This is a genomic window from Cohnella sp. (assembly GCF_041640265.1).
In the GTDB taxonomy this organism is placed as follows: domain Bacteria; phylum Bacillota; class Bacilli; order Paenibacillales; family Paenibacillaceae; genus Cohnella.
On record NZ_JBEQAP010000060.1, the window covers coordinates 13,768 to 32,764 of the forward strand.

The 18,997-nt window shown below is 46.2% G+C and carries 20 protein-coding genes and 1 pseudogene; 9 read left to right on the top strand and 12 right to left on the bottom strand.

Translation table 11 applies throughout. The annotated features are described in order from the left end of the window. Nucleotides 1-24: 24 nt before the first annotated feature. Genes ACESLK_RS26400 through ACESLK_RS26410 form a run of 3 tightly spaced genes read right to left on the bottom strand, consistent with a single transcriptional unit; the run spans nt 25 to nt 3,072 of the window. Nucleotides 25-1,188 (bottom strand): SMP-30/gluconolactonase/LRE family protein, encoded by a 1,164-nt coding sequence (locus ACESLK_RS26400; RefSeq protein WP_373232786.1) that lies wholly within the window; start codon nt 1,186-1,188, stop codon nt 25-27. Between the two features lie 31 nt (nt 1,189-1,219). After that, a complete protein-coding gene (locus tag ACESLK_RS26405; protein ID WP_373232787.1) occupies nt 1,220-2,230 on the bottom strand; it encodes a zinc-dependent alcohol dehydrogenase family protein in 1,011 nt (336 codons plus the stop codon). Then, complete coding sequence (locus ACESLK_RS26410; RefSeq protein WP_373232788.1) at nt 2,227-3,072, bottom strand: SDR family NAD(P)-dependent oxidoreductase; 846 nt, start codon at nt 3,070-3,072, stop codon at nt 2,227-2,229. Before ACESLK_RS26410 ends, ACESLK_RS26405 begins: the two co-directional genes overlap by 4 nt. Nucleotides 3,073-3,365: 293 nt before the next feature. Here ACESLK_RS26410 and ACESLK_RS26415 point away from each other — a divergent pair, with 293 nt between their 5' ends. Together ACESLK_RS26415 and ACESLK_RS26420 are read left to right on the top strand one after the other, a co-directional pair. Next, nucleotides 3,366-4,022 (top strand): TetR/AcrR family transcriptional regulator, encoded by a 657-nt coding sequence (locus tag ACESLK_RS26415; protein WP_373232789.1) that lies wholly within the window; start codon nt 3,366-3,368, stop codon nt 4,020-4,022. Between the two features lie 371 nt (nt 4,023-4,393). Then, nucleotides 4,394-5,842 (top strand): serine hydrolase domain-containing protein, encoded by a 1,449-nt coding sequence (locus tag ACESLK_RS26420; RefSeq protein WP_373232790.1) that lies wholly within the window; start codon nt 4,394-4,396, stop codon nt 5,840-5,842. A gap of 582 nt (nt 5,843-6,424) precedes the next feature. Here ACESLK_RS26420 and ACESLK_RS26425 read toward each other — a convergent pair. The 4 genes from ACESLK_RS26425 to ACESLK_RS26440 form a co-directional block, all read right to left on the bottom strand. After that, nucleotides 6,425-7,183, bottom strand: coding sequence for an ankyrin repeat domain-containing protein (locus ACESLK_RS26425; protein WP_373232791.1), 759 nt, complete (start codon nt 7,181-7,183; stop codon nt 6,425-6,427). Between the two features lie 39 nt (nt 7,184-7,222). Then, nucleotides 7,223-7,744 carry a hypothetical protein gene (locus ACESLK_RS26430; RefSeq protein WP_373232792.1) on the bottom strand — a complete coding sequence of 174 codons (522 nt, stop codon included), beginning with the start codon at nt 7,742-7,744 and terminating at the stop codon, nt 7,223-7,225. 6 nt (nt 7,745-7,750) lie between these two features. Next, on the bottom strand, nt 7,751-9,064 hold the full coding sequence (locus ACESLK_RS26435; RefSeq protein ID WP_373232793.1) for a hypothetical protein: 1,314 nt from the start codon (nt 9,062-9,064) through the stop codon (nt 7,751-7,753). A 64-nt stretch (nt 9,065-9,128) separates the two neighbouring features. After that, nucleotides 9,129-10,871: an S-layer homology domain-containing protein gene (locus ACESLK_RS26440; protein ID WP_373232794.1), complete on the bottom strand. Its 1,743-nt coding sequence runs from the start codon at nt 10,869-10,871 to the stop codon at nt 9,129-9,131. Nucleotides 10,872-11,102: 231 nt separating this feature from the next. Here ACESLK_RS26440 and ACESLK_RS26445 point away from each other — a divergent pair, with 231 nt between their 5' ends. From ACESLK_RS26445 to radC, 5 genes are all read left to right on the top strand, one after another. Continuing rightward, the gene (locus tag ACESLK_RS26445) at nt 11,103-11,465 is read left to right on the top strand and encodes a helix-turn-helix domain-containing protein (RefSeq protein ID WP_373232795.1); all 363 of its coding nucleotides are present in this window, start codon (nt 11,103-11,105) and stop codon (nt 11,463-11,465) included. 273 nt (nt 11,466-11,738) lie between these two features. Then, complete coding sequence (locus tag ACESLK_RS26450; protein ID WP_373232796.1) at nt 11,739-11,963, top strand: hypothetical protein; 225 nt, start codon at nt 11,739-11,741, stop codon at nt 11,961-11,963. Nucleotides 11,964-11,994: 31 nt separating this feature from the next. Next, on the top strand, nt 11,995-12,180 hold the full coding sequence (locus ACESLK_RS26455) for a hypothetical protein (RefSeq protein ID WP_373232797.1): 186 nt from the start codon (nt 11,995-11,997) through the stop codon (nt 12,178-12,180). 125 nt (nt 12,181-12,305) lie between these two features. After that, nucleotides 12,306-12,485, top strand: a complete 180-nt coding sequence (locus tag ACESLK_RS26460; RefSeq protein WP_373232798.1) for a hypothetical protein — start codon at nt 12,306-12,308, stop codon at nt 12,483-12,485. Nucleotides 12,486-12,597: 112 nt separating this feature from the next. After that, on the top strand, nt 12,598-13,215 hold the full coding sequence (gene radC / locus ACESLK_RS26465; protein ID WP_373232799.1) for a RadC family protein: 618 nt from the start codon (nt 12,598-12,600) through the stop codon (nt 13,213-13,215). Between the two features lie 375 nt (nt 13,216-13,590). On the opposite strand, the gene ACESLK_RS26470 is transcribed toward radC, so the two are convergent. Beyond that, on the bottom strand, nt 13,591-14,646 hold the full coding sequence (locus ACESLK_RS26470) for a hypothetical protein (protein WP_373232800.1): 1,056 nt from the start codon (nt 14,644-14,646) through the stop codon (nt 13,591-13,593). 69 nt (nt 14,647-14,715) lie between these two features. Further along, entirely contained in the window at nt 14,716-14,895 is a 180-nt protein-coding gene (locus ACESLK_RS26475) for a hypothetical protein (RefSeq protein WP_373232801.1), read from the bottom strand. Nucleotides 14,896-15,015: 120 nt separating this feature from the next. Between ACESLK_RS26475 and ACESLK_RS26480 the strand changes: the two genes are divergently transcribed. Both ACESLK_RS26480 and ACESLK_RS26485 read left to right on the top strand, forming a co-directional pair. Next, entirely contained in the window at nt 15,016-15,675 is a 660-nt protein-coding gene (locus ACESLK_RS26480) for a helix-turn-helix transcriptional regulator (RefSeq protein ID WP_373232802.1), read from the top strand. Further along, nucleotides 15,672-16,709: pseudogene (locus ACESLK_RS26485) on the top strand (recombinase family protein); the annotation flags it as partial. The gene ACESLK_RS26480 and the pseudogene ACESLK_RS26485, both read left to right, overlap by 4 nt. A 639-nt stretch (nt 16,710-17,348) precedes the next feature. Here ACESLK_RS26485 and rlmH read toward each other — a convergent pair. From rlmH to ACESLK_RS26500, 3 genes are all read right to left on the bottom strand, one after another. Beyond that, nucleotides 17,349-17,828, bottom strand: coding sequence for a 23S rRNA (pseudouridine(1915)-N(3))-methyltransferase RlmH (gene rlmH, locus ACESLK_RS26490; RefSeq protein ID WP_373232803.1), 480 nt, complete (start codon nt 17,826-17,828; stop codon nt 17,349-17,351). Further along, nucleotides 17,828-18,040 (bottom strand): YwbE family protein, encoded by a 213-nt coding sequence (locus ACESLK_RS26495; RefSeq protein WP_094047087.1) that lies wholly within the window; start codon nt 18,038-18,040, stop codon nt 17,828-17,830. Before ACESLK_RS26495 ends, rlmH begins: the two co-directional genes overlap by 1 nt. Nucleotides 18,041-18,267: 227 nt before the next feature. Next, a partial coding sequence (locus ACESLK_RS26500) for a glycoside hydrolase family 3 C-terminal domain-containing protein (RefSeq protein WP_373232804.1) occupies nt 18,268-18,997 on the bottom strand: 730 nt, incomplete at its 5' end.

The following is an 18,997-nucleotide window of genomic DNA, read 5'->3' on the forward strand; positions in this document are numbered from 1 at the left end:
TTCGCACCCTCCCTGATTCCAACCTTATTTTGTTAAAAGCACGCGATGAACACCCTTGCTGCCTCCAGGTGCCGTTCCTATATATAAATATCCGTTATGGCTTGCAGCCGTAGTTACGCCATACAATTTACCTTCCGGATCATGCCAGCTTCCGATAAGCTCTCCCTGCGGGCTGAGCTCCATAGCAAGCCCATGCTTCGCCGGTGCGCTTGCACCGCTAAGCAGCGACTCCGGCAACTTGGCCATGGTACTGGCTAACCAAGGGTTGCTATGCATCTGATCTACAAAAGAAAGGCGAGTCGTGAAGATACCGACCCAGAAATGGCCTTGATCATCACGCGTAATGTTGTCTGGGAAGCCTGCGAGATTGTCTGCGAAAATATCAGATGTCCCCTTCTTCGGTCCTTTGAGCCAGAATCTGGTTATCTGATAATGATACGATTCCGCAACAAGTACAAAATCTTCATCCGCAGACAAGGCAACCCCGTTTGCAAAATAAAGACCTTCTAACAGGACGGTCGTTTGCTTGGTCTTTGGATCGTACTTCAGCAAACGTCCATGCGGCTTGTTCTCGGCAATTTCTTTGAAGGTCACTTTGCCATAATCCGAAGTATCAGAAAAATAAATGGAGCCATCCTTGGCAATATCAAGCTCGTTAGCCAGATAGATCGGCTTGCCGTCCACATGATCAGCTAATACCTCTATGCTCCCAGATGGGTTTATAGATAGCAGTCCCCTCTTGACATCAGTAACGATCAAATCGCCTTTGGCATCGAATATAAGCCCATTTGGCGTTCCTTTGGTGTCTGCAAACAATTGCGCCTTTTGCGGATTGCCCTCTGCATCGAAAGGAACCTTGTAAATTTTCCCGTCTGAATCTCCTGTATATAGCTGGCCTTCTTTATCGAATGTAATGAATTCCGGGAATTGAGGGGCATCAGTAACAAGCTGAGCCGAGCTGAGTTTGTTGTTCTCTTTCCACGGACCCGCTTCCTCAAAAGAGGGAGCCGTCGGAGCAGACCATTTTGCCGGTTTGATCGGTGAAGGCAAAAGCAAGAAAACGAGTACTCCTAGAACGAGCACCGCGAGCAGCGATAGCCCCCATCTGCATATCCTAGCACGCAGTGAGCGTTTAGGGCGATTCACACCTTCAGTAGATTTAACGGAGCGAACTTGTGTATTAGGCATTAGTGTGTCTCCTTTGTCATTTTAGCGAGATTTAGATTTGAACGACGATTTTACCGAAGTATTGCTTTCCTTCAGCCAAGAGCGCGAATGCTTCTCCAATTCGATCCAGAGGGAATACACGGTCGATGACGGGATGTAAACCATGATGGGCAATCGCTCGATTCATCTTTTCAAAGTGATCCCGGTTGCCAACTTGACTGCCGCGAACAGTTGCGGCTTTGTGCAAGATGCTGGAGACATCGTATTCCGGAATAGTCAAGCCCGATAAGAACCCGACCATACTCACGGTCCCTCCAGTACGAAGCGCATTTATGGATTTCCTCATCGTTGCCGCTCCTCCAACATCCAGAACGTGGTCTACGCCGCCAGTCAACTCTAACGCTGCCTTATCCCAATCGGGAACTTCCGAATAGTTGATCGTTTGCCATGCGCCAAGAGCTTTTGCTCGCTCCAGCTTGTCGTTGCTGCTCGACGTGATGATGACTCGTGCTCCGGCCATAAGCGAGAACTGAAGCCCGAAGATGGAAACACCGCCTGTTCCTTGCAGCAGCACGGTATCACCTGCTTGCAAACCACCGTATTCGATTAGCATGCTCCATGCGGTTAATGCCGCGATCGGCAGGGTGGAAGCCTCCTCATAAGTAAGGTGATCGGGAATACGGACGACTCCATCTTCATGCAGAACGACATACTCGGCCGCTACTCCATTCAACGGACCCCCCAGACTGTCTTCTAACACCCCTGGTCTTGGGTTACCGCCAATGAACCGCTGTTGAAAATTACCCGCTACTCGGTGTCCGACCTGAAACCTTGTTACTCCTTGGCCAACAGCTATAATTTCTCCCGCTCCGTCTGATAATGGAATGAAAGGGAATTTAACTTCGATCGGCATTAATCCGCTGAGGACCACTAGATCACGGTAATTGAGAGAAGCTGCCCTCATGCGGATCAGCACCTCTTTAGGTCCTGGCGTTGGTATATCGAGTTCCACCATGGTTAATTCCTCAAAGCCAAAGCCGTTTTTCAGTTGTATAGTTTTCATCGTATTGTCCTCCCTGCAAGATCAGATTGATTACCTGGATTTTTATTATTGCTGTTGTATCCTTCACGCGGACGAAGCATGCTTCCAACAAGCCGAAGACCTTGCTTTCGTGTAATGAAACGCGATAACTGCGCCCCTAGATAATTCTGCATACCCGGAACGACATACACTTTCCCATCCTTCAACGCGCGAAGCGCAACCTCTACAACTCTTTCTGGCGTGTCTTTCTTTCCGACGGAAGCTTCTTCCGCTCCTACGACATTAAAGAAACTGGTGTCCGTCGAACCAGGACAAAGTGCGAAGAACTTGACGCCGCGGTTGCGGTTTTCAAACCATAACGCTTGAGTAAACGAAAGGACGAAAGCTTTCGTTGCCCCATATACGGCCATATAGGGAAGTGGTTGAAATCCGGCGGTTGAAGCAACATTGATAACTGTACCTGAGCTTTCGCGCAACATGTCCGGCAAAAACAAGTGGGTCATATCTACAACAGCGGCGACATTGAGCATAACTTCTTCATGTTGACGCTCGCCTGACACTTGTTCAAACAAACCATGCGTAGCAAAACCTGCATTGTTGACTAGCAGCTCGATATCCACATTCAATAGTCGACATTGCTGATATAACTCGCTGGGTGCGCCCTCTTTCGCAAGATCCATAGCGATAACCTCGGCTTTGATGCTATACATCTTTCTGAGCTCTGATGCCAGACTCTCAAGCTTGCCCTTCGATCGGGCTACGAGTACTAAATGGCTGCCTTGTTTGGCCAGTTGTCTCGCGAATTGCTCTCCAATACCGGAAGAAGCTCCCGTGATGAGCGCCCATTTACCTTGAATCGTCATATCGCTACTCCCCTTCTAGATACTATGTTATAATATAGAAACAGTGTTACCAAATGAACAGAAGTAATTATTCCCGATTCTCAAAGAATGTGATAATCATCATACCATTTGGAAACACCGTTTCTGTTAGAGTACATTGTATCCCGGCTTTTCTAGAAAGTCAATATGATCTTTGAATATCCTTGAACATCTACCGTCTCATTGACAACTGCTTAACAACTGTATAAAATTCCTTGCAAGAGCGTCAGAAACTTTGTTTCCTGACGAAAACTTGATATCCGAAGGTGATGATTATGAGCGATCAAGATATCTCCTCCAATGCGAACTCACGAGTGTTGAAAACCTACCAAGAAGCCCGCTTGCAAAATATTGAAAATCTCCGCAAGCTCGTTGTTGACGCTGCGGCAACGCTCTTGCAAGAAGAGGGTCCGGAAGCCGTTACGGTGCGTAAAGTATCGCAGAAAATGGGTTGCTCGACAAAAATCATTTATAACTTGTTTGTCAATAAAGAGGGCTTGGCTCAGCAGCTGTATCTGGACGGTTGTAAGCTTCTCGCTAACGAATTCGAGGGGACGCCGCAAGCTGCTGATCCGGCGCAGCATTTGCAGAATTTAGGCGAAGCCTTTTGGCAATTCGGGCAGCGTTACTCCAGTTATTATAAACTGATGTTCGGAGGCGCATTCGCGGATTTCAAACCGGACGAGGAAAGCCTAAATGGTACCGTAACAGCCATGCGGCAATTATTGACGGTGATCAACAATGCGCAAAAGCAAGGTCTCATCCCTGGCCAGTATGACACTGAATTAGTTATCCGCGTATTCTGGGCTTCGCTCCATGGCGTCATTCATCTTTACATGGGAGGACACTTAGGAGATGTACAATCGGCGCATGCGGTATACAGGCAAACGTTGTCTTTAATTGTCAGCTCGTTATTGCCGGATAAAGCTTAAAAGACAAGCTCTTCCCGGTTTAGGGGAAGAGCTTGTCTTTTTTCACACTGCAAGGATACCTTCAATGCTAATCTCTACTTCAATTCTTTGCTTTACCACTATTTGTGATACGCTTCAGCTTAACGGGGCTATCGGCGAAAAATGCGAAAAGGAGCTGTTGTGGCCAGCTCCCTCGTACTAATCAATCCAAATCGGCGCAGGATAATAAGTACCTGCCCCTTCCGCTAATGAAGCAGAAGGGGCTTTTTGTGATCCTAGCAAAATAGTTCGTAGTAGGTAGAAAATTACGGTAGCAATCAAAATTTTATTTTCGTAAGATTTTCACATACAATAAGATTTTGCAATAATAAGCTTCATGGAATGGAGAGACTATGAAAAAAATTATTGTCTTTATGATTGCATTACTTATACTGTTCACCGGATTCGCAACACCAAGTTATGCATTATCAGATTCGCATTCTGATTCAATACAAGCATTGTTAGATGATGCAAGCCGTATATCAGGTGTACCGGGAATATCAATCTCAATACTTGCGAACAATGAAGTGCTCTACTTTTCTTCCGGGTACGCAGATCGTGAAAAGGGACTGCCGGCAAGTGAAAATACTCTATATGAGCTGGCTTCGGTAAGTAAAGCTTTTACCGGCATGGGTATTCTGCTGATGGAAGAACAAGGACTGCTGTCAATGTCAGACTCTATCCAGAAATATTTGCCTTGGTTTACGTTAAAGTATCAGAAGAAACACGTTGATATGCAAAGTATGACACTCAATAACTTTTTACACCATACTAGCGGCATAACAAATGGCAGTCACAGTCAAAACATTCCACAAGGCAACACGCCGGATATGTTGCAAAAAACCGTAGAAATGCTCGTAGATTCTGAATTGTCGTTCTATCCTGGTGAGCAGTATCATTACGGAACTGTTAATTATGACGTATTAGGTCTGGTTATTGAGATGGTGTCGGGACAAAGTTATGAAGACTTTATGAGGGAACAGGTATTTCAGCCGTTGGGCCTTCACCAGACGTATGTTTATAAAGAAGATGCTCAAGCCACCGGACAGTTGGCACAGGGCTACCGTTCTTCCTTTTTTATGACAACTCCATATAACGCGCCGGATTATTCCGGGAATAAACCCGCAGGCTACATCATTTCTTGTACAAAAGATATGTCGCGTTGGATGGGCATACAGATGGGTATTGTGCAGGACATACCCGAAATATTCCATACGGTTATCGAAAAATCACATCAGGGTGATAGGTCTGTTCCGGCTGTCAACGAAATGTATTATGCGGCGGGCTGGTTGGTAAACGCCAACCAAACGATTATAGAGCACCCAGGGGGCAATCCCAATTTCGGAACCGAAGTGGTCATACTGCCAAATGAACGAATAGCCATCTGCTTGCTGACCAACGGCGCAAATATCAATAGAAGCATGGTACTAAAAGTTAAAGATATATTAGACGGCAATCTGACGCAGTCATATGGAATAAGCGGCACACAGCTTTTGGACATCATTTTGTCGTCTACCACAATTATTCTTTGTCTATTGGCTGTTCTGTTCTTTCTCTTAGGATTACGCAGAAGGAAAACGAATGAGCGGCAGCCAATGACAAAAAAGCGAATAATCGTAACAGCTATTTTGCTGATTGCTACGATTGTCCAGTGTATAATGTGCTATGCATTAGATTGGTCAACGATACTAATTTGGCAAACTTATAGTGTTCTTACAGCTTTGATTTCGTCGGCATTATTAACAGCAAGCATTACATGGTTTGTATACACTCGCCGATATAATGCCTCGCTCCGAAAATAAGCATTTCATTCGTTTGCCTTATTGAAAAAACGCTTTAATGGGAGAACCAGCAAAAAAGGAAGTGCCAGGCAGCCCCTTTTCGCCCTACTTATGGTACGGTTCACCGTATCTATTGATAGGGTAAACTAAGAACTAAACCATAAATTGTTGATGATGGCCGCGTCATATTAAAAGCTGATCTGATTGCGGCCATTGTCTTTCATTCATCATTTCACGAACGCTCTGTCCATTAGTTAAACCGGGCCCACATTTGATCTCCATGTACCTCAATTTTACTTCAAGTTAGGTTATTGTTTCTTCTTTTCATCAATATATTGAGTACTAACGCTTTTTGTAACGTCAATTGGGAGTGAATATGTAAAATCTAACAACTTTCCTCTCGGTGCCTTAATAAAAGTAAGAGAATTCAACAATTGATGCTCTGATTTCAATGTTCATTCGATTGTTACGGTCGGAATAAATCCTCCCTATTTCATATATCGGTATTTTCATGATAATGTAACGTTGGCCATAAAAAAAGCCGAACCATTAGTTCAGCACGGATCAAACATAAGTTTTCAACAATTTGAAGTGCCTTTGCCATTACTTGCTTTCCTTAGCTCCTGCACTTATCAGCAAATTGCATTTCTCTGTGAATCCTAACTCTTTAGCAACTGTTAACAAATATTTATTATTCACTCTGAGTTTGTTCGGATCGGCTCCATAATCAAGTAAGATTTCAACCATTTCGTCTGAACCATTTTCTACTGCTTCCCAAATTGCTGATTCAGTACTCGAATTCGGATCGGCACCTAAATCAAGAAGGAACTTTGCCATTTCAATATCGTCATTTTCAACAGCAATGTTCAAAGCTGATTTTCCTCTCCACATGTTATCAATAATACTTATCCCAAAGTTGTGGTTGTAGTGATTCAATAACAACTCTATCATATTTTTGTTCTTATTTTTAGCCGCGAGCAATAGAGCACTATTTACATTATATTCAATATCATTAGCCAACAACTCAACTACTTCGTCTTGATTGTTTTTTGAAACCGCAACATTAAGCGGATCCATCTCAGGTTTTTTTATCGATACTTCAGAAGGGACCATGTCTGGCACGTTTCCAGATACCATTGTCCTACTAGTATCACCAATTTTTCCAGTGAGAGAATACACCGTCATCCCTAAAATTATTATTAAAGCAAAACACAATATAAATGTTGTCACAATCCATCCAGTTCTTTGTTTTTGCTTCACCCTTCCAGACGGATAAGAACCAAGTCCATCCTTATGTGTTCCGCATTGACCGCAAAAATTCCCATTGTCCTGCATTTCGTATCCACAATTAGTGCAGTTCATATGAATCCTCCATTCGTTAGTTTCCTCTTTGCCCCCTCATTACTGCATTAAAAATAGGTAAGTTAATGCAATAATAAACATCAGAGCAACAACTAACATACCCAACCTTCCGGCCACAGGTTTCTTCCGTGTACGCCGCGTATCGCGAATCATCTGCACCTGTTCATATAGAAACTCAATATGCGATGCTGTTCGTGTATGTACACCTTTCGCTTTATCAAGCTCATTAAGAATTTCGTCCATAACCGCAATGTTCTGAGCGTGATACACAGCTAAAGTCAGTACAAGCTTGATGGTTGTCTGCTGAGCCTGCGTTAAATCTCTCATTAGCGTAATCAACTCTCTGTTCGTGGAGCCTGTAATCGAGCCAATCACTCGACCAACAACACCTTGATTCTCCAGTCGATCAAGTCGATGCTCAATGGACGAAAGCTGGTTGAGCGACTGTTGCACAATTTCCTTTACCTGTGTCTGATCAACCAGCTTTGGATTTTCCTTCACGGTTTCAGCTACTTGTCGTTGATCCGGCCATTTCACGATTTGTTGTCCACTCACCGCCATCCGTTATCAGACCCCTTTCATCCGATTTTGCAGATTGTCTAAACGAGATAAAATATCTTCAGCGGACTGACTATAATCAATCAGCAAACCGTTGTTGTTGACCCGCTCCACTTTGTTGTAGATCGCATCAGCCTGCAAACGGTCAGCACTCATGTCATCAACAGTAGAGACAGCTCGTGCCAGTGCTCGTCCATTCATCTCGGTAATTTGACCTACATAAACGGTGCCGTTCGCCAGCAACTGAACATTAGCATGAACAGCTTTTGTTGTACTCAAAATCTCTCCGAACATGCCATCACCATATGCTTCATCCAGCAGACGGCGAAGCGATGTACCGACTACAAAACCAATTCCGAAGCCGATGACGCCACCGGGAATGAATAACGATAGACCTGCTAACGTTCCGCCTGTAATCGCTCCTTTTGCTCCGTCTTTGGCAATTCTTCTTTTCATTTCATCGAATGTGATTTTTCCGTTTTTGTATTGCAAATAAGATAGTAGGCTGGATACCCCTACAGATATGACCGCACCAATCACCGCTCCACCGACAACTTTTTCAGCAACCTCTCCTGCCGTGATGTTAACAGCCAGTTCTTCATTCAGAACCTTATTGCTAAGCTCCTGTGCAGAGTTCTGATTGTCCTGAAGTGTACCCATCACCTTCGTTGGATTCGGGATACCCATTTCGTGAGCACGATCTATAAGCTCCTGTGGCCCGACAAGCACCGTTGTCGACTTGTAATGGTCATTGCTTAGAAAATCCTTTAGCGTGCTGTTGATGCTGTCAGCAGAACGAAGCGTCTTAACCTGAAACTCGTTAATTACTTCGCCTGTTATCCGGTTAATTTCAACGGCATCAATTCCCGGCATATTGCTAATAATGCGACCATCCGCATTGCGTGGGAAATCGATCTTCGTAAACAGACTGCGGATATTGCCTTGCATCTCGTGGATAAAATCCACTTCACCAGCGGCATCTCCTTGAAGTTTGCTAAGTGCATTGGCCGCCGCGTTGTTGCTTCCCTGTAATTGCTCAGCAAGCCATTCCTTGAATCCTGCTGTCGTCTTGAATGCTTCGACATTCGGGAATTTATCCTGCAAGGTCTGAGCAATGTTGACCTCGCGTATAAAGGCATCGGTGCCCTCATAAACGCCCGGTATGCCGTTTCTGACCACTTCATAGGCTGGAATCGTTGTTGCAACATTCATGAAGTTGGCCATATCTTTTTCCGAAAGATTGCGATGCAGATGTCGTATGCCAATCGTGCTCATGATACTATGATCACTTTGACATGCATGGCAATAGTAGCTGTTCGTCATAATCCGCTCCTCCTCTCCATAGAAGAAAGGGAGCACTGGGCTCCCGCTAGTCGATGATCCTTATTTACAGATTGATTCTGCGAATCGCTTTGTTGTTATCATCGTAAACAATGACATTGCCGTTGCTGTCAAAGTCTATATGCATGATTTTCTTCATTGGATTTCCGTCATTGTAGATCAGGTCGCTTCCGTTTATGAATGTGGTCAGTTTCCCATCTGTCGTCAGTTCATAGATCGTTGCACCACTGGATATATAGAACTTGCCATTATGCGATGTAACTGTATCGAACTTCATGTTTTCAAAAGAAATAATGGACTCGACTTTTCTAGGGTATAGCTGGATTTTGCTCAATTCCTGATAGGCCGTGTGAAAGGTGTACAGACTGTCTGGTGTTGCAAAGGCATCGACAATCGCCTCATTGAACCAACTTAGATTCGCACCTGTTCCATCCTTGGAATTGGCGATTACGTCGGATTCTTTTCCGAGCTCACCCTCCAGAATCATGCTTGAGCTAAGCGTTACATTATGCCCTCCGAAAATGACTGAGTTCTGATCTGTAAAGGTCATAAACCTGCTCCAGTGAAGCTGTGGAGCAAAGGAGAATGTTGCCAATTGTACGTCAGAGCTAATATCATGAATCGTGCTGAAATAATTGCCGAAGCATCTGTTGTCAGGCGTCACATCAACTTCGCATCGTGTTCCCCACAGGTACAGCTTGTTGTTAGCAGAATTGAAGGCAAGCAAGTTTGGTGTAAATGCAGTGTGATCATAATGAGTCACGCTTGTTCCCTCTTGGCGGTTCCAGTCAAATTCGGCATTGATCGTTTTGAAGGTTTCTACCGTGCCGTTTGAATGGTTGAACTTGCGAACTTTATTGGTTTTCGTATCGAGAAAGAAAATATTGTTGCTGTTATCCACCGCCATGCTGTCAACCCGATTGATTTTGGCTATCCGCACAGGGCCGTCTACGTCACCTTCACCATTGCCGCCGACAAGTGTATCTACAGTGAATTTCTCATTTGTATTGGGCTGTTGCGGCTGATTCGGCGTTGTTGGGCTTGGTTGCGGTTGTGTTGGTGTTGTGGTCGATGGCTCGCCACCACCTACACCTTTATTGTCGTTCCCATACTGGTATGCTCTCCAAAGCATGACGGTTGCTTCTGCACGAGTAACCGTAGCCTGCGGACGGAATGTTTCATCCGGGAAACCGGATACCAATCCATTTTCAACTGCGACGGCAACATAGTCTTTTGCTGATTCAGAAATACCAGCGTAATCCTTAAACATTGCTTCGATTGTACTGTGATCCGGTAAACGGTTAACATCGTACCCTTTTAGTTTAACAAGAGCGACAGCAATATCTTCCCGCAGAGCCGGTGCAGATGGATTGAATATATATTGCCCGTTTGCCGTACGATAACCTGTCATGTAGTCTTTGACCGCTTCAACGAATGGCGAAGCCCAGTTTGTAACCGGGACATCTGAGAATGATGAGTAATTAACCTTCTTTGCTTGAATACCCGATGCTGTCACCATGATTTTTGCGAACTCAGCTCTGCTGATTGTATTATTTGGACGAAACTTGTTGTCAGGATAACCATCAATCACTTTTCTACTGACCATTTCGGCAATATACTTATACGACCAGTGGGTGGATGGCAGATCGGTGAATGACACGGTTGGCGTAGTGCTCGGTGTATCTTTCCATTCTTCCCCATATTCAGGCAGTGCCGCTGATGCCGTTCCAATCAAATTGAACATTAATAATGCAGTAATAAGTAGTGTTACGAGTTTCCTCGTCGACATGGGGGCTTCTCCTCCTTTGACTATCATTTTTAGATTCTTCGAGTATTCTGAGAACAATATGTACTCTGCTTTGCCGTGGATGCCCTCCTTTGTTGAAGATTGTAGAATCTTGGAAGAATACAGACAGGCCTATTATACTATAGTTACCCTTATACGTTAAGTTATATTGTGTCACTATAATAGGATAAAAGTCTTGTCTTCACTCTACTAATCTGAAGTAGAGGTGATGGCATGGCGGAGTTTATAATAATGGTAGGTGAGCAAATCCGAAAGATACGGAAGCTCAAAGGAATGACACAAGAGCGGCTAGCGGAGCGATCCGGTCTTAGCTTCAGCTATATAAGCGACGTAGAAAGAGGCACTCGCAATATATCATTGGAATCTTTAGGTAAAATCATCAGTGCATTGGGTGTTAAACCCATTCACCTGTTTCAGGATATAGATGAATTATCTGTACAGATTGGCAGTGATGAGATTCAAACCAAGATCGAGGATTTGAATGCATTATTGAGTGAACGCAATGCTGATGAAGTGGACTTTGTAATAAAAGTGGCCCGGGAGTTTCTGAACACGATTGATCGAAAAAAGCGATAAGATTATTGGGCCTCTATATGAGAAAATTACATATATTTTCTGACGGTACCACCATCCCATTTTAACAAAGGGGTGGCCTGCCGTTTCATGCCCTACCCCTATTTATAAGGACTGCTTCTACTGTTGATACAGTGGAGAGCAGTCCTTTTTTTGTTGCAAGCATGATTGTTCTGACGTTTTGGCATAGCCTGCTCATGTTTTTGGGCGGGCTGTTTGCCGTTGCATGACAGAGAAAAATATTGGCTGTGAGATGACGCCGGACAAGGGAGATGAATGCAAATGGTAGTCAAGAAAGGTTTGCCTGCTGAGATGCAGGAGCTATTGAAGCAGTTAGTCATGAACGGAGGCATACGCATGGCCGGGACGGTGCTGTACACCTATTGCCGCCGGATGTACCAAGTGGATGATGACACAGCCGCTCGCTGGATGGTCGCGTATTTTGAACGGGAGTTCCCTCGACAGTTAAAACGGCATCGTGACCGCATCGCCAAGGCTTAATCCGAATTCATTCAGAAAGGAAGATCAAACTATGAATTATCAATCTTTCAAGAGCAACAGTTCCAAAGAATATTTAGGATTTTGTGAGCAGAAGGGATTTATCTACAGCGTGCAATTGGATGTAGGTCGATACGCAGTTGTTGCCCTGAATAACGGGCAAGTGACAACACTTATTCAATTTGCTGTTCAACCATATGCAGTGCGGATGGAGGTTTAGTTTGTTCAACTTTTTAGCATTCAATTGTAGAAGCATTCGGTTCCTCCATAAAAACTCTACAAGCGGCCGCATCGTCATGAGGCGATAGCAGGCTATTTTTATTGCCTTGAAGGAAGGTGAAGAGTGTGAAGACAATTCGTCATTTGAAGGCTCAGAAGGCCCGCTTGAAGGCCATCATGCAGAGGATGGACAGTGAGGCCAGTTTTGATTCAGAGGACGGGAGAAGGTATGCCCAAGCCCTTGTGAAGCTCGTCCTAATTAACATGCAGATCGAGGAAACAAAAAAAGAAGCCGCCCGCAAATGAGGCGACTCAACAAAAACACATCTTATCTTCATCATATCGAACAACATCATATTACGCAATTGGAGAAGTCTAATCGGGCTTCTTCTATTTGCGTTTACAGGAGGAAGTATCTATGAACCATCCATACGAGTTGTCAACGATCAAATCACTGCTGGGTGATGCTCTCGCTGAGAAGCCCGGCTCCTATATATTAGATGAAATCTTCGTCCGTTTTCCTACATTGCAGGAGTTGATGAACGCTTCAGAGTTTGAGCTGTTGTCAATCAAAGGCATAGGCAAGGTAAAGGCCCGACAAATCATCGCCGCGTTGCAGTTGGCACGCAGATTGAGCAAGCCTGTCAGCACTGAACCGCAGATCATACGCAAACCGCAAGATGCCGCCGATCTGTTAATACCAGAGCTGAGGTATTTACAGCAAGAACATTTTGTCTCGCTGTTTCTGAACACGAAAAATCATGTAATCGGACAACCGGAAACACTCTCAATTGGCTCTTTGAATGCCGCTATCGTCCATCCTGTTGTTCTATTTCGTGCCGCTGTAAAACGCTCGTCCACATCCGTTGTCGTCTGCCACAATCATCCCAGCGGCGACCCCACTCCATCCACAGAGGACATTCAATTAACACAAAGATTGGTGGAGGCAGGCGACATCATGGGTGTGCCCGTATTGGATCACATCATAGTGGGTAACGGCACCTACGTCAGCATGAAAGAACGTGGGCTCATGTAGCTGGTATTCGTTTTACCACAAATGCTGTTGCTAGTAGAACTGTTTGAAGGGCTTCGACTGAGGAAGGAGGCCGCTCGCTATCGCTCGCGGCCCGCCAACGATCATGCAAGCAAATCCACCCCTCCGCCCCTGAGGGGAACGCAAGGACTACCGCCCTTGCATCCCGTCACTCGCCGTTCGGCGTCCCTTAGCTGACGCTAAGGGCAAGCAGGAGTGTCTGCCGTAGGGAACCGCTCAGTCAAGGGTAAAGGCTTCGCCCCTGCGGCCCTTGACTGGCTTCCTGCGGCTCATTGACACACTCGGGTGCAAAGTGAATACTGATGGAAAGACGGGGCCGCTCGCTTCGCTCGCGGCCCCACCTGCAACTTGCCAGCTTCATTCATCGGTAAAATAGCTTTGTCGCAGCCTGTATATCTCTTTGCCGACATACGGTTCTAAATGGGCTCTGGTAAAATGCAAATTAATCGGATCAATACGCACCGTTCTGTAAGTTAACGTGTCTTTCCCGCTCCAACTTGATTGGAGTACCGGGAAGATTCTCTTCATCAAATGCAAGTGAGGCGACATGGACAGCCATTGGTCGAGTTCCTTTTTAAACAAAGCACCAAGATCAACAAGGGGATGCCGGAATGCTTCGTGCAGTTTCAACTTCCGCTTCTCTTCCTTGGTCAATGTCATGTAGGCTTCTTGAAATGTTCCGAATTTGTTGATGCGTCGCATGATCTTGTCCCTGCCGCTGAACTTATCAATGTCAACAATGACTACGTTTTTCAGAGCATCGTTCCGTTCATCAAGCAAGAATTGTGACAGTGTCGGTCTTGAATTCTTGTCTCGCCGTTTCCTACGTTTTTCAAGGCGAGTCCATATCTCCCCATCAAGACCTTGCTCTTCCGCCTTATTGTAGTTTTTAACTTGCTGGCCTCTTCTCTTACCGTATAGATAGGTTTGACTGAGATCATCATAATCTCGCGGCGATTTCCTCTGATAACCAACATAGAGACGTCTAGCAAAATCCTTTGAGTTCAGAAACTGAAACCAGTCGAGTTTGTCATCGTTATGAGCTACCTGTGCATCAAAGTGACTGCCGATGATGAAGTCGATCAAAGCAAGCACCTCATCGGGCATAAGCTTATGTTTCCAAGGATTCAGCATGATAGATGTTGTAGCCGCCATTGGATTTACATGCATCCAGTGTACACTAAACAGATCATGTACAAGCTTGTATTGGTAGAATGTCTCATCGTCGTCCGTCTCGAACCTCGCGGGCCGAATTAGTTCAACAAACTCATGTGCTGGCGGTTTATCGGAACAAACAATTAGCTTATCGTACGGACAAACGAAGTGTTGATTCTTTTTGGCCGTACGAATGTCTCTGATTAACGGAACTGTATCTAACAACTCAGCTACCCTTCGCTTATTGTACAAATACATGGCGTTTTCACCTCAAATATCGAGAGGGGTTGAAGCCTTGTGGGACAAGGGATTAAGCCCTCTCAATTGTCATTCTAGTACATCAGTTGTTAGAGATTCGCCTTCTTCTGGCGGGTAATCCAACATGCGATTTAGGGCCAGAGCAAGCTGTTCAATAAAGTCTTGCTCTTTCCTTCGCATGTCGTGAACGATCTCAAACGCATCTTCTACCTCGTTCAGATCAATTCCAATATCACGGATAAACTCCATAGCAACCTCCATTTTACCTATATATAAGTTTTTTATAAATTTATGATCATATATTTGCAAACTATCATAGCAGAGTTTATAATCACTGTAAACCTGCTTGTACAGAAAGGATGATCTTCCATGCCAAGACGGATTCTCACTCGCGATGAGTTTGAATATTTGAAGATGAGTGATTTGGGAGAGCGATTAAAGTTCTTCAGAAAGGAAACTCGAAAGCTTCACTCCAGCAAATCCTTTACAACGACGGCAATGAGTGAACGCGTCGGTGTCAGTCATCAAACAATCATCTCTATTGAACGCGGGGATTCCAAAAAGCCCGCTTATCAACTCATCTACAAAATTACGCAGGATTTAGGCATCCCCTTTGACGCATTAACGGATGATTTCTATCAAGGAGAACTTCGGTTGATAGCTTTCGGGGAACCAAGCGAACCCGCTCCTGCCTCTTCTGAAGAAAACTCGCTTTCGTATATCGGTGCCATCGTCTATCAGGCTTTCGCGGACGGAATGATGCGGTTTATTCATGATCTCCAGTCCTCTCGCCCCCTCGACCGGGAGCAATTCATCGCTTCCTTGGGACGCATAATTGGAGAACTGGAGTCACTCAAAACATCCGAGGAATTGTTTAATCAACCGCACCCGGCAGTTAAAGCCACTACCCTGTTCAACGACATGGGCAAGTATCCAGATGCATTTCCTGTTTTCCCGCGTGCATCATGGAATGAGCATCAATCCAGCTTCATTAACAACTACGAAAGCGAAGGAGAAGATGAAGTATGAGCAAGTTGAAAGCAGCTCTGTACGCCCGTGTAAGTACGGAAGAGCAAGCCAAAGAAGGGTATAGCATCGCTGCCCAAATCTCGGAAATCAGGAAGTATGCGGAGCAGAACGGCCTTGAAATTGTGGATGACTATGTGGATGAAGGTGTTAGCGGGAAAAGCATTGCAGGCCGTCCGCAGATGAAACGGTTGCTGAGAGATGCCACTCAACAAAAGTTCAATGCCGTCATCGTATACAAATATGATCGTTTAGGCCGTAATGCAAGAGAATCAATAGAAATCAGCGACACATTAGAGCGAAACAATATCGGATTGATTAGCTTAACTGAGAAATTCGATACTACAACTTCATATGGCCGTATGGTCTTTCAAATGCTTTGTTCAATTGCTGAACTTGAACGAAACAACATTGTTGAACGTGTAAAAACCGGAATGGCTCAAAGAGCCAAGGAAGGGAAATTTAACGGAGGAAAGGTGCTGGGGTATGACAACATCGATAAAGAGCTTGTCATCAACGAGTACGAAGCCGTCATCGTCCGAAAAATCTTCGATTACGCCAATCAGGGACTCGGCTTCAAAGCCATTACCCGCCGCCTGAATGAAGAAGGTTATCGTTCCAAAATGGACAAGCCGTTCAACGTCTGCGGGGTCAAGACGATCCTCAACAACCCCATCTACATCGGAAAGATCAGATACAATCAACTTCAAGACTGGTCTGAGAAACGTAGGAAAGGAAAGAATCCCGACTTTCTGCTTGTTGACGGAACGCATGAATCGCTTATTGCCTCCGAACTATGGGAGAGTGTCCATCAGAAGCTTGGTCGGCGTTCCTACAAGCCGTCCCGCTCCCATCAGCCATACATTCTTAGCGGATTGCTCAGATGTCCTGTCTGCGGTCATGGCATGGTTCCTGCCCGTTCCAAAGGTGCTGGAGGCAAATCATATCGATACTATATCTGCGGTCAGTTCCATAACAAGGGTAAGACCGTTTGCCGCTCTAACATGATGCGGGCTGACGTAGCCGAACAACAGGTGTTTGATGAACTTGTAAAAGTAGCATCGCGTCCAGACATTCTGAGGAAGTTGGTCGACAGAATCAATGCCATGCGTTCAAATGCAGACGCCCCAATCATGGATGAAAAGAAAGCCCTTGTTGCCGAATTGAACACCAACAGCAGGAAGCTCCAGAAACTCAAGGACAATATTCTGAATGATCCTGACTTGGCGGCAATATTCAAGGACGATCTGAAGGAAACGCACTCCCGACAGGAGCAACTTCAGAAAAGGCTTGAATCTATTGAAGCTGAACTTGATGAACAATTCAACAAGCCTGTTGATTTCGATTCGTTGCAAAAACTGTTGACGCTGATTCAGGACGCACTCATGAAGATCGATGCGGATGAACAAAAGGCATTATTGCGGTTAATGGTCGAAAGCATCCGCATCACTAAGGAATCTCCAAGGCGGGTCGGACGGCAGATTACCCAGATCAACTTGCACTTCGATTTTACCATCGAGTCCATGCAAAGGGATTCTGCCTTCCTCCTTAGTCGCCTAGTGGAAACGCGAGCACTAGATTGCGTGGCACCTCTTGAGCCGGAAGTGCTCGCCAGTCTCAACGAACCTCATACTGAAAGCCTCGGGGACTTGATGAAGTCCCTTTCTATTTTACCTTTAGCGATGATACGGTTCCCCCCTCATAATCTTAAACCCCCGATAAACCTGCTCCAGAAGCATCACCCGCATCATCTGATGAGGATACGTCATCCGCCCGAACGACAGCTTCTTGTCGGCGCGAGCCAGCACGGCCGGCGAGAGACCTAACGAACCACCGATGACGAACGTGACGGAGCCGCCGCCATAGACGGCCTGCTTGTCCAGGTAGGCGGCGAGCTGCTCGCTCGTCCACGTCTCGCCCTCAATAGCGAGGGCGACGACATGAGCGCCGTCGCGAATCGCCGCCAGGGTGCGCTCGCCTTCGCGGACGCGCACCTGCTCTTCTTCCGCCGGGCTCATCGAGTCCGGCGTTTTCTCGTCCGGCAGCTCGCGAATATCCAGGCGAGCATAAGCTCCCAGCCTTTTCGAATATTCCTCGATAGCCGCTGTCCAATACTTCTCTTTCAGTCGTCCGACGCAGACTACCTGGATCTGCATTACTCCGTTCCTCCGCCGACAATATTCTGAACGCGGCCCACTTGGCCGTCCTGCAATCGAACCTTGATTCCGTGCGGGTGTTGAGGCGAGTTCGTCAGCAAATCCTTCACGATCCCCCGAGTCAGCTTGCCCGTCCTCTGGTCCTGCTTCAGCACGATGTCTACTTCCAACCCGGGTTTCACGTCGCTGCGCAGCTTTCCGTTGCCTGCCATTCCTATCCGCTCCTGCCGTTATCGCTATTTTTTCCTATCGTACCATAAACCTCATGGATCACCTATCCGCAAAGATGAGGACGAGAAGCTGGACGAATGGTTCGAGCAGCTGCGCAATAACAAATAGACGGCCGAAGCCGCCCAATCATTCAACCTTATTCTCGCCAAGCGCAAGCCCGACCTTCGGTCTCTCCCTTGGTTCGCGGACACTGCCGAGCATAAGCGATTTACAGGGAAACCGGCAGCTTGCCGCGGGCGTCCATCTGGCCCAAGATCGTTCTTAGACCTGCCGTGACGTTCGACTCCTGGTCACCGTAGACGGCGATCGCGTTTTTCACGTTGCGAAGGTGCAGCAGCTCATACGGGTTACCCAGGGAAAGGAGAACATACGGTTTCGAGCGTCTGTTCAAATCATCCATGATCGCTTGATATCCCGCCCAATCGTAGCTGCTCTGAAGAGCGCGGGAGTAATAGGAGGCCACAATCGTAAAATCCGCTTCGGAGGTCGCTTGCGCCATCTCGTCCCGGCTTGCCTTCCCCTGAACGACCGTCTTCACGCCAGCCTGCTTTGGCAATCCAAGTGCTTTCAATTGACTCTCGATCAGCTGCGCTTGTGCGGAGGTCGAAGCGACCACGGCGATCCTGCGATCGGTCGTCGCCGGATGCGGAAGCTTGCCGTTTTCGGCCTTTAATAGCGTAACGGACTCCTCCGCGATCTTCCTCTCCACCTCGAAGTGCGGTTCCGAACCGACGGTATTTTCCGCCTGCTTAAGCTTCGCCTGCAGCGATGGAGACGGGTCAAACAACCCATAGGCATGCTTCAACTGCAAAACACGCTTCACGGACCTGTCTATCTGCTGTTGGCTCAGCCTTCCTTCTTTAACGGCTTGCACGATAGCATCGTGTGCTTCGGTTATATTTTTCGGCATCAGTACGATATCGACTCCCGCGGATACA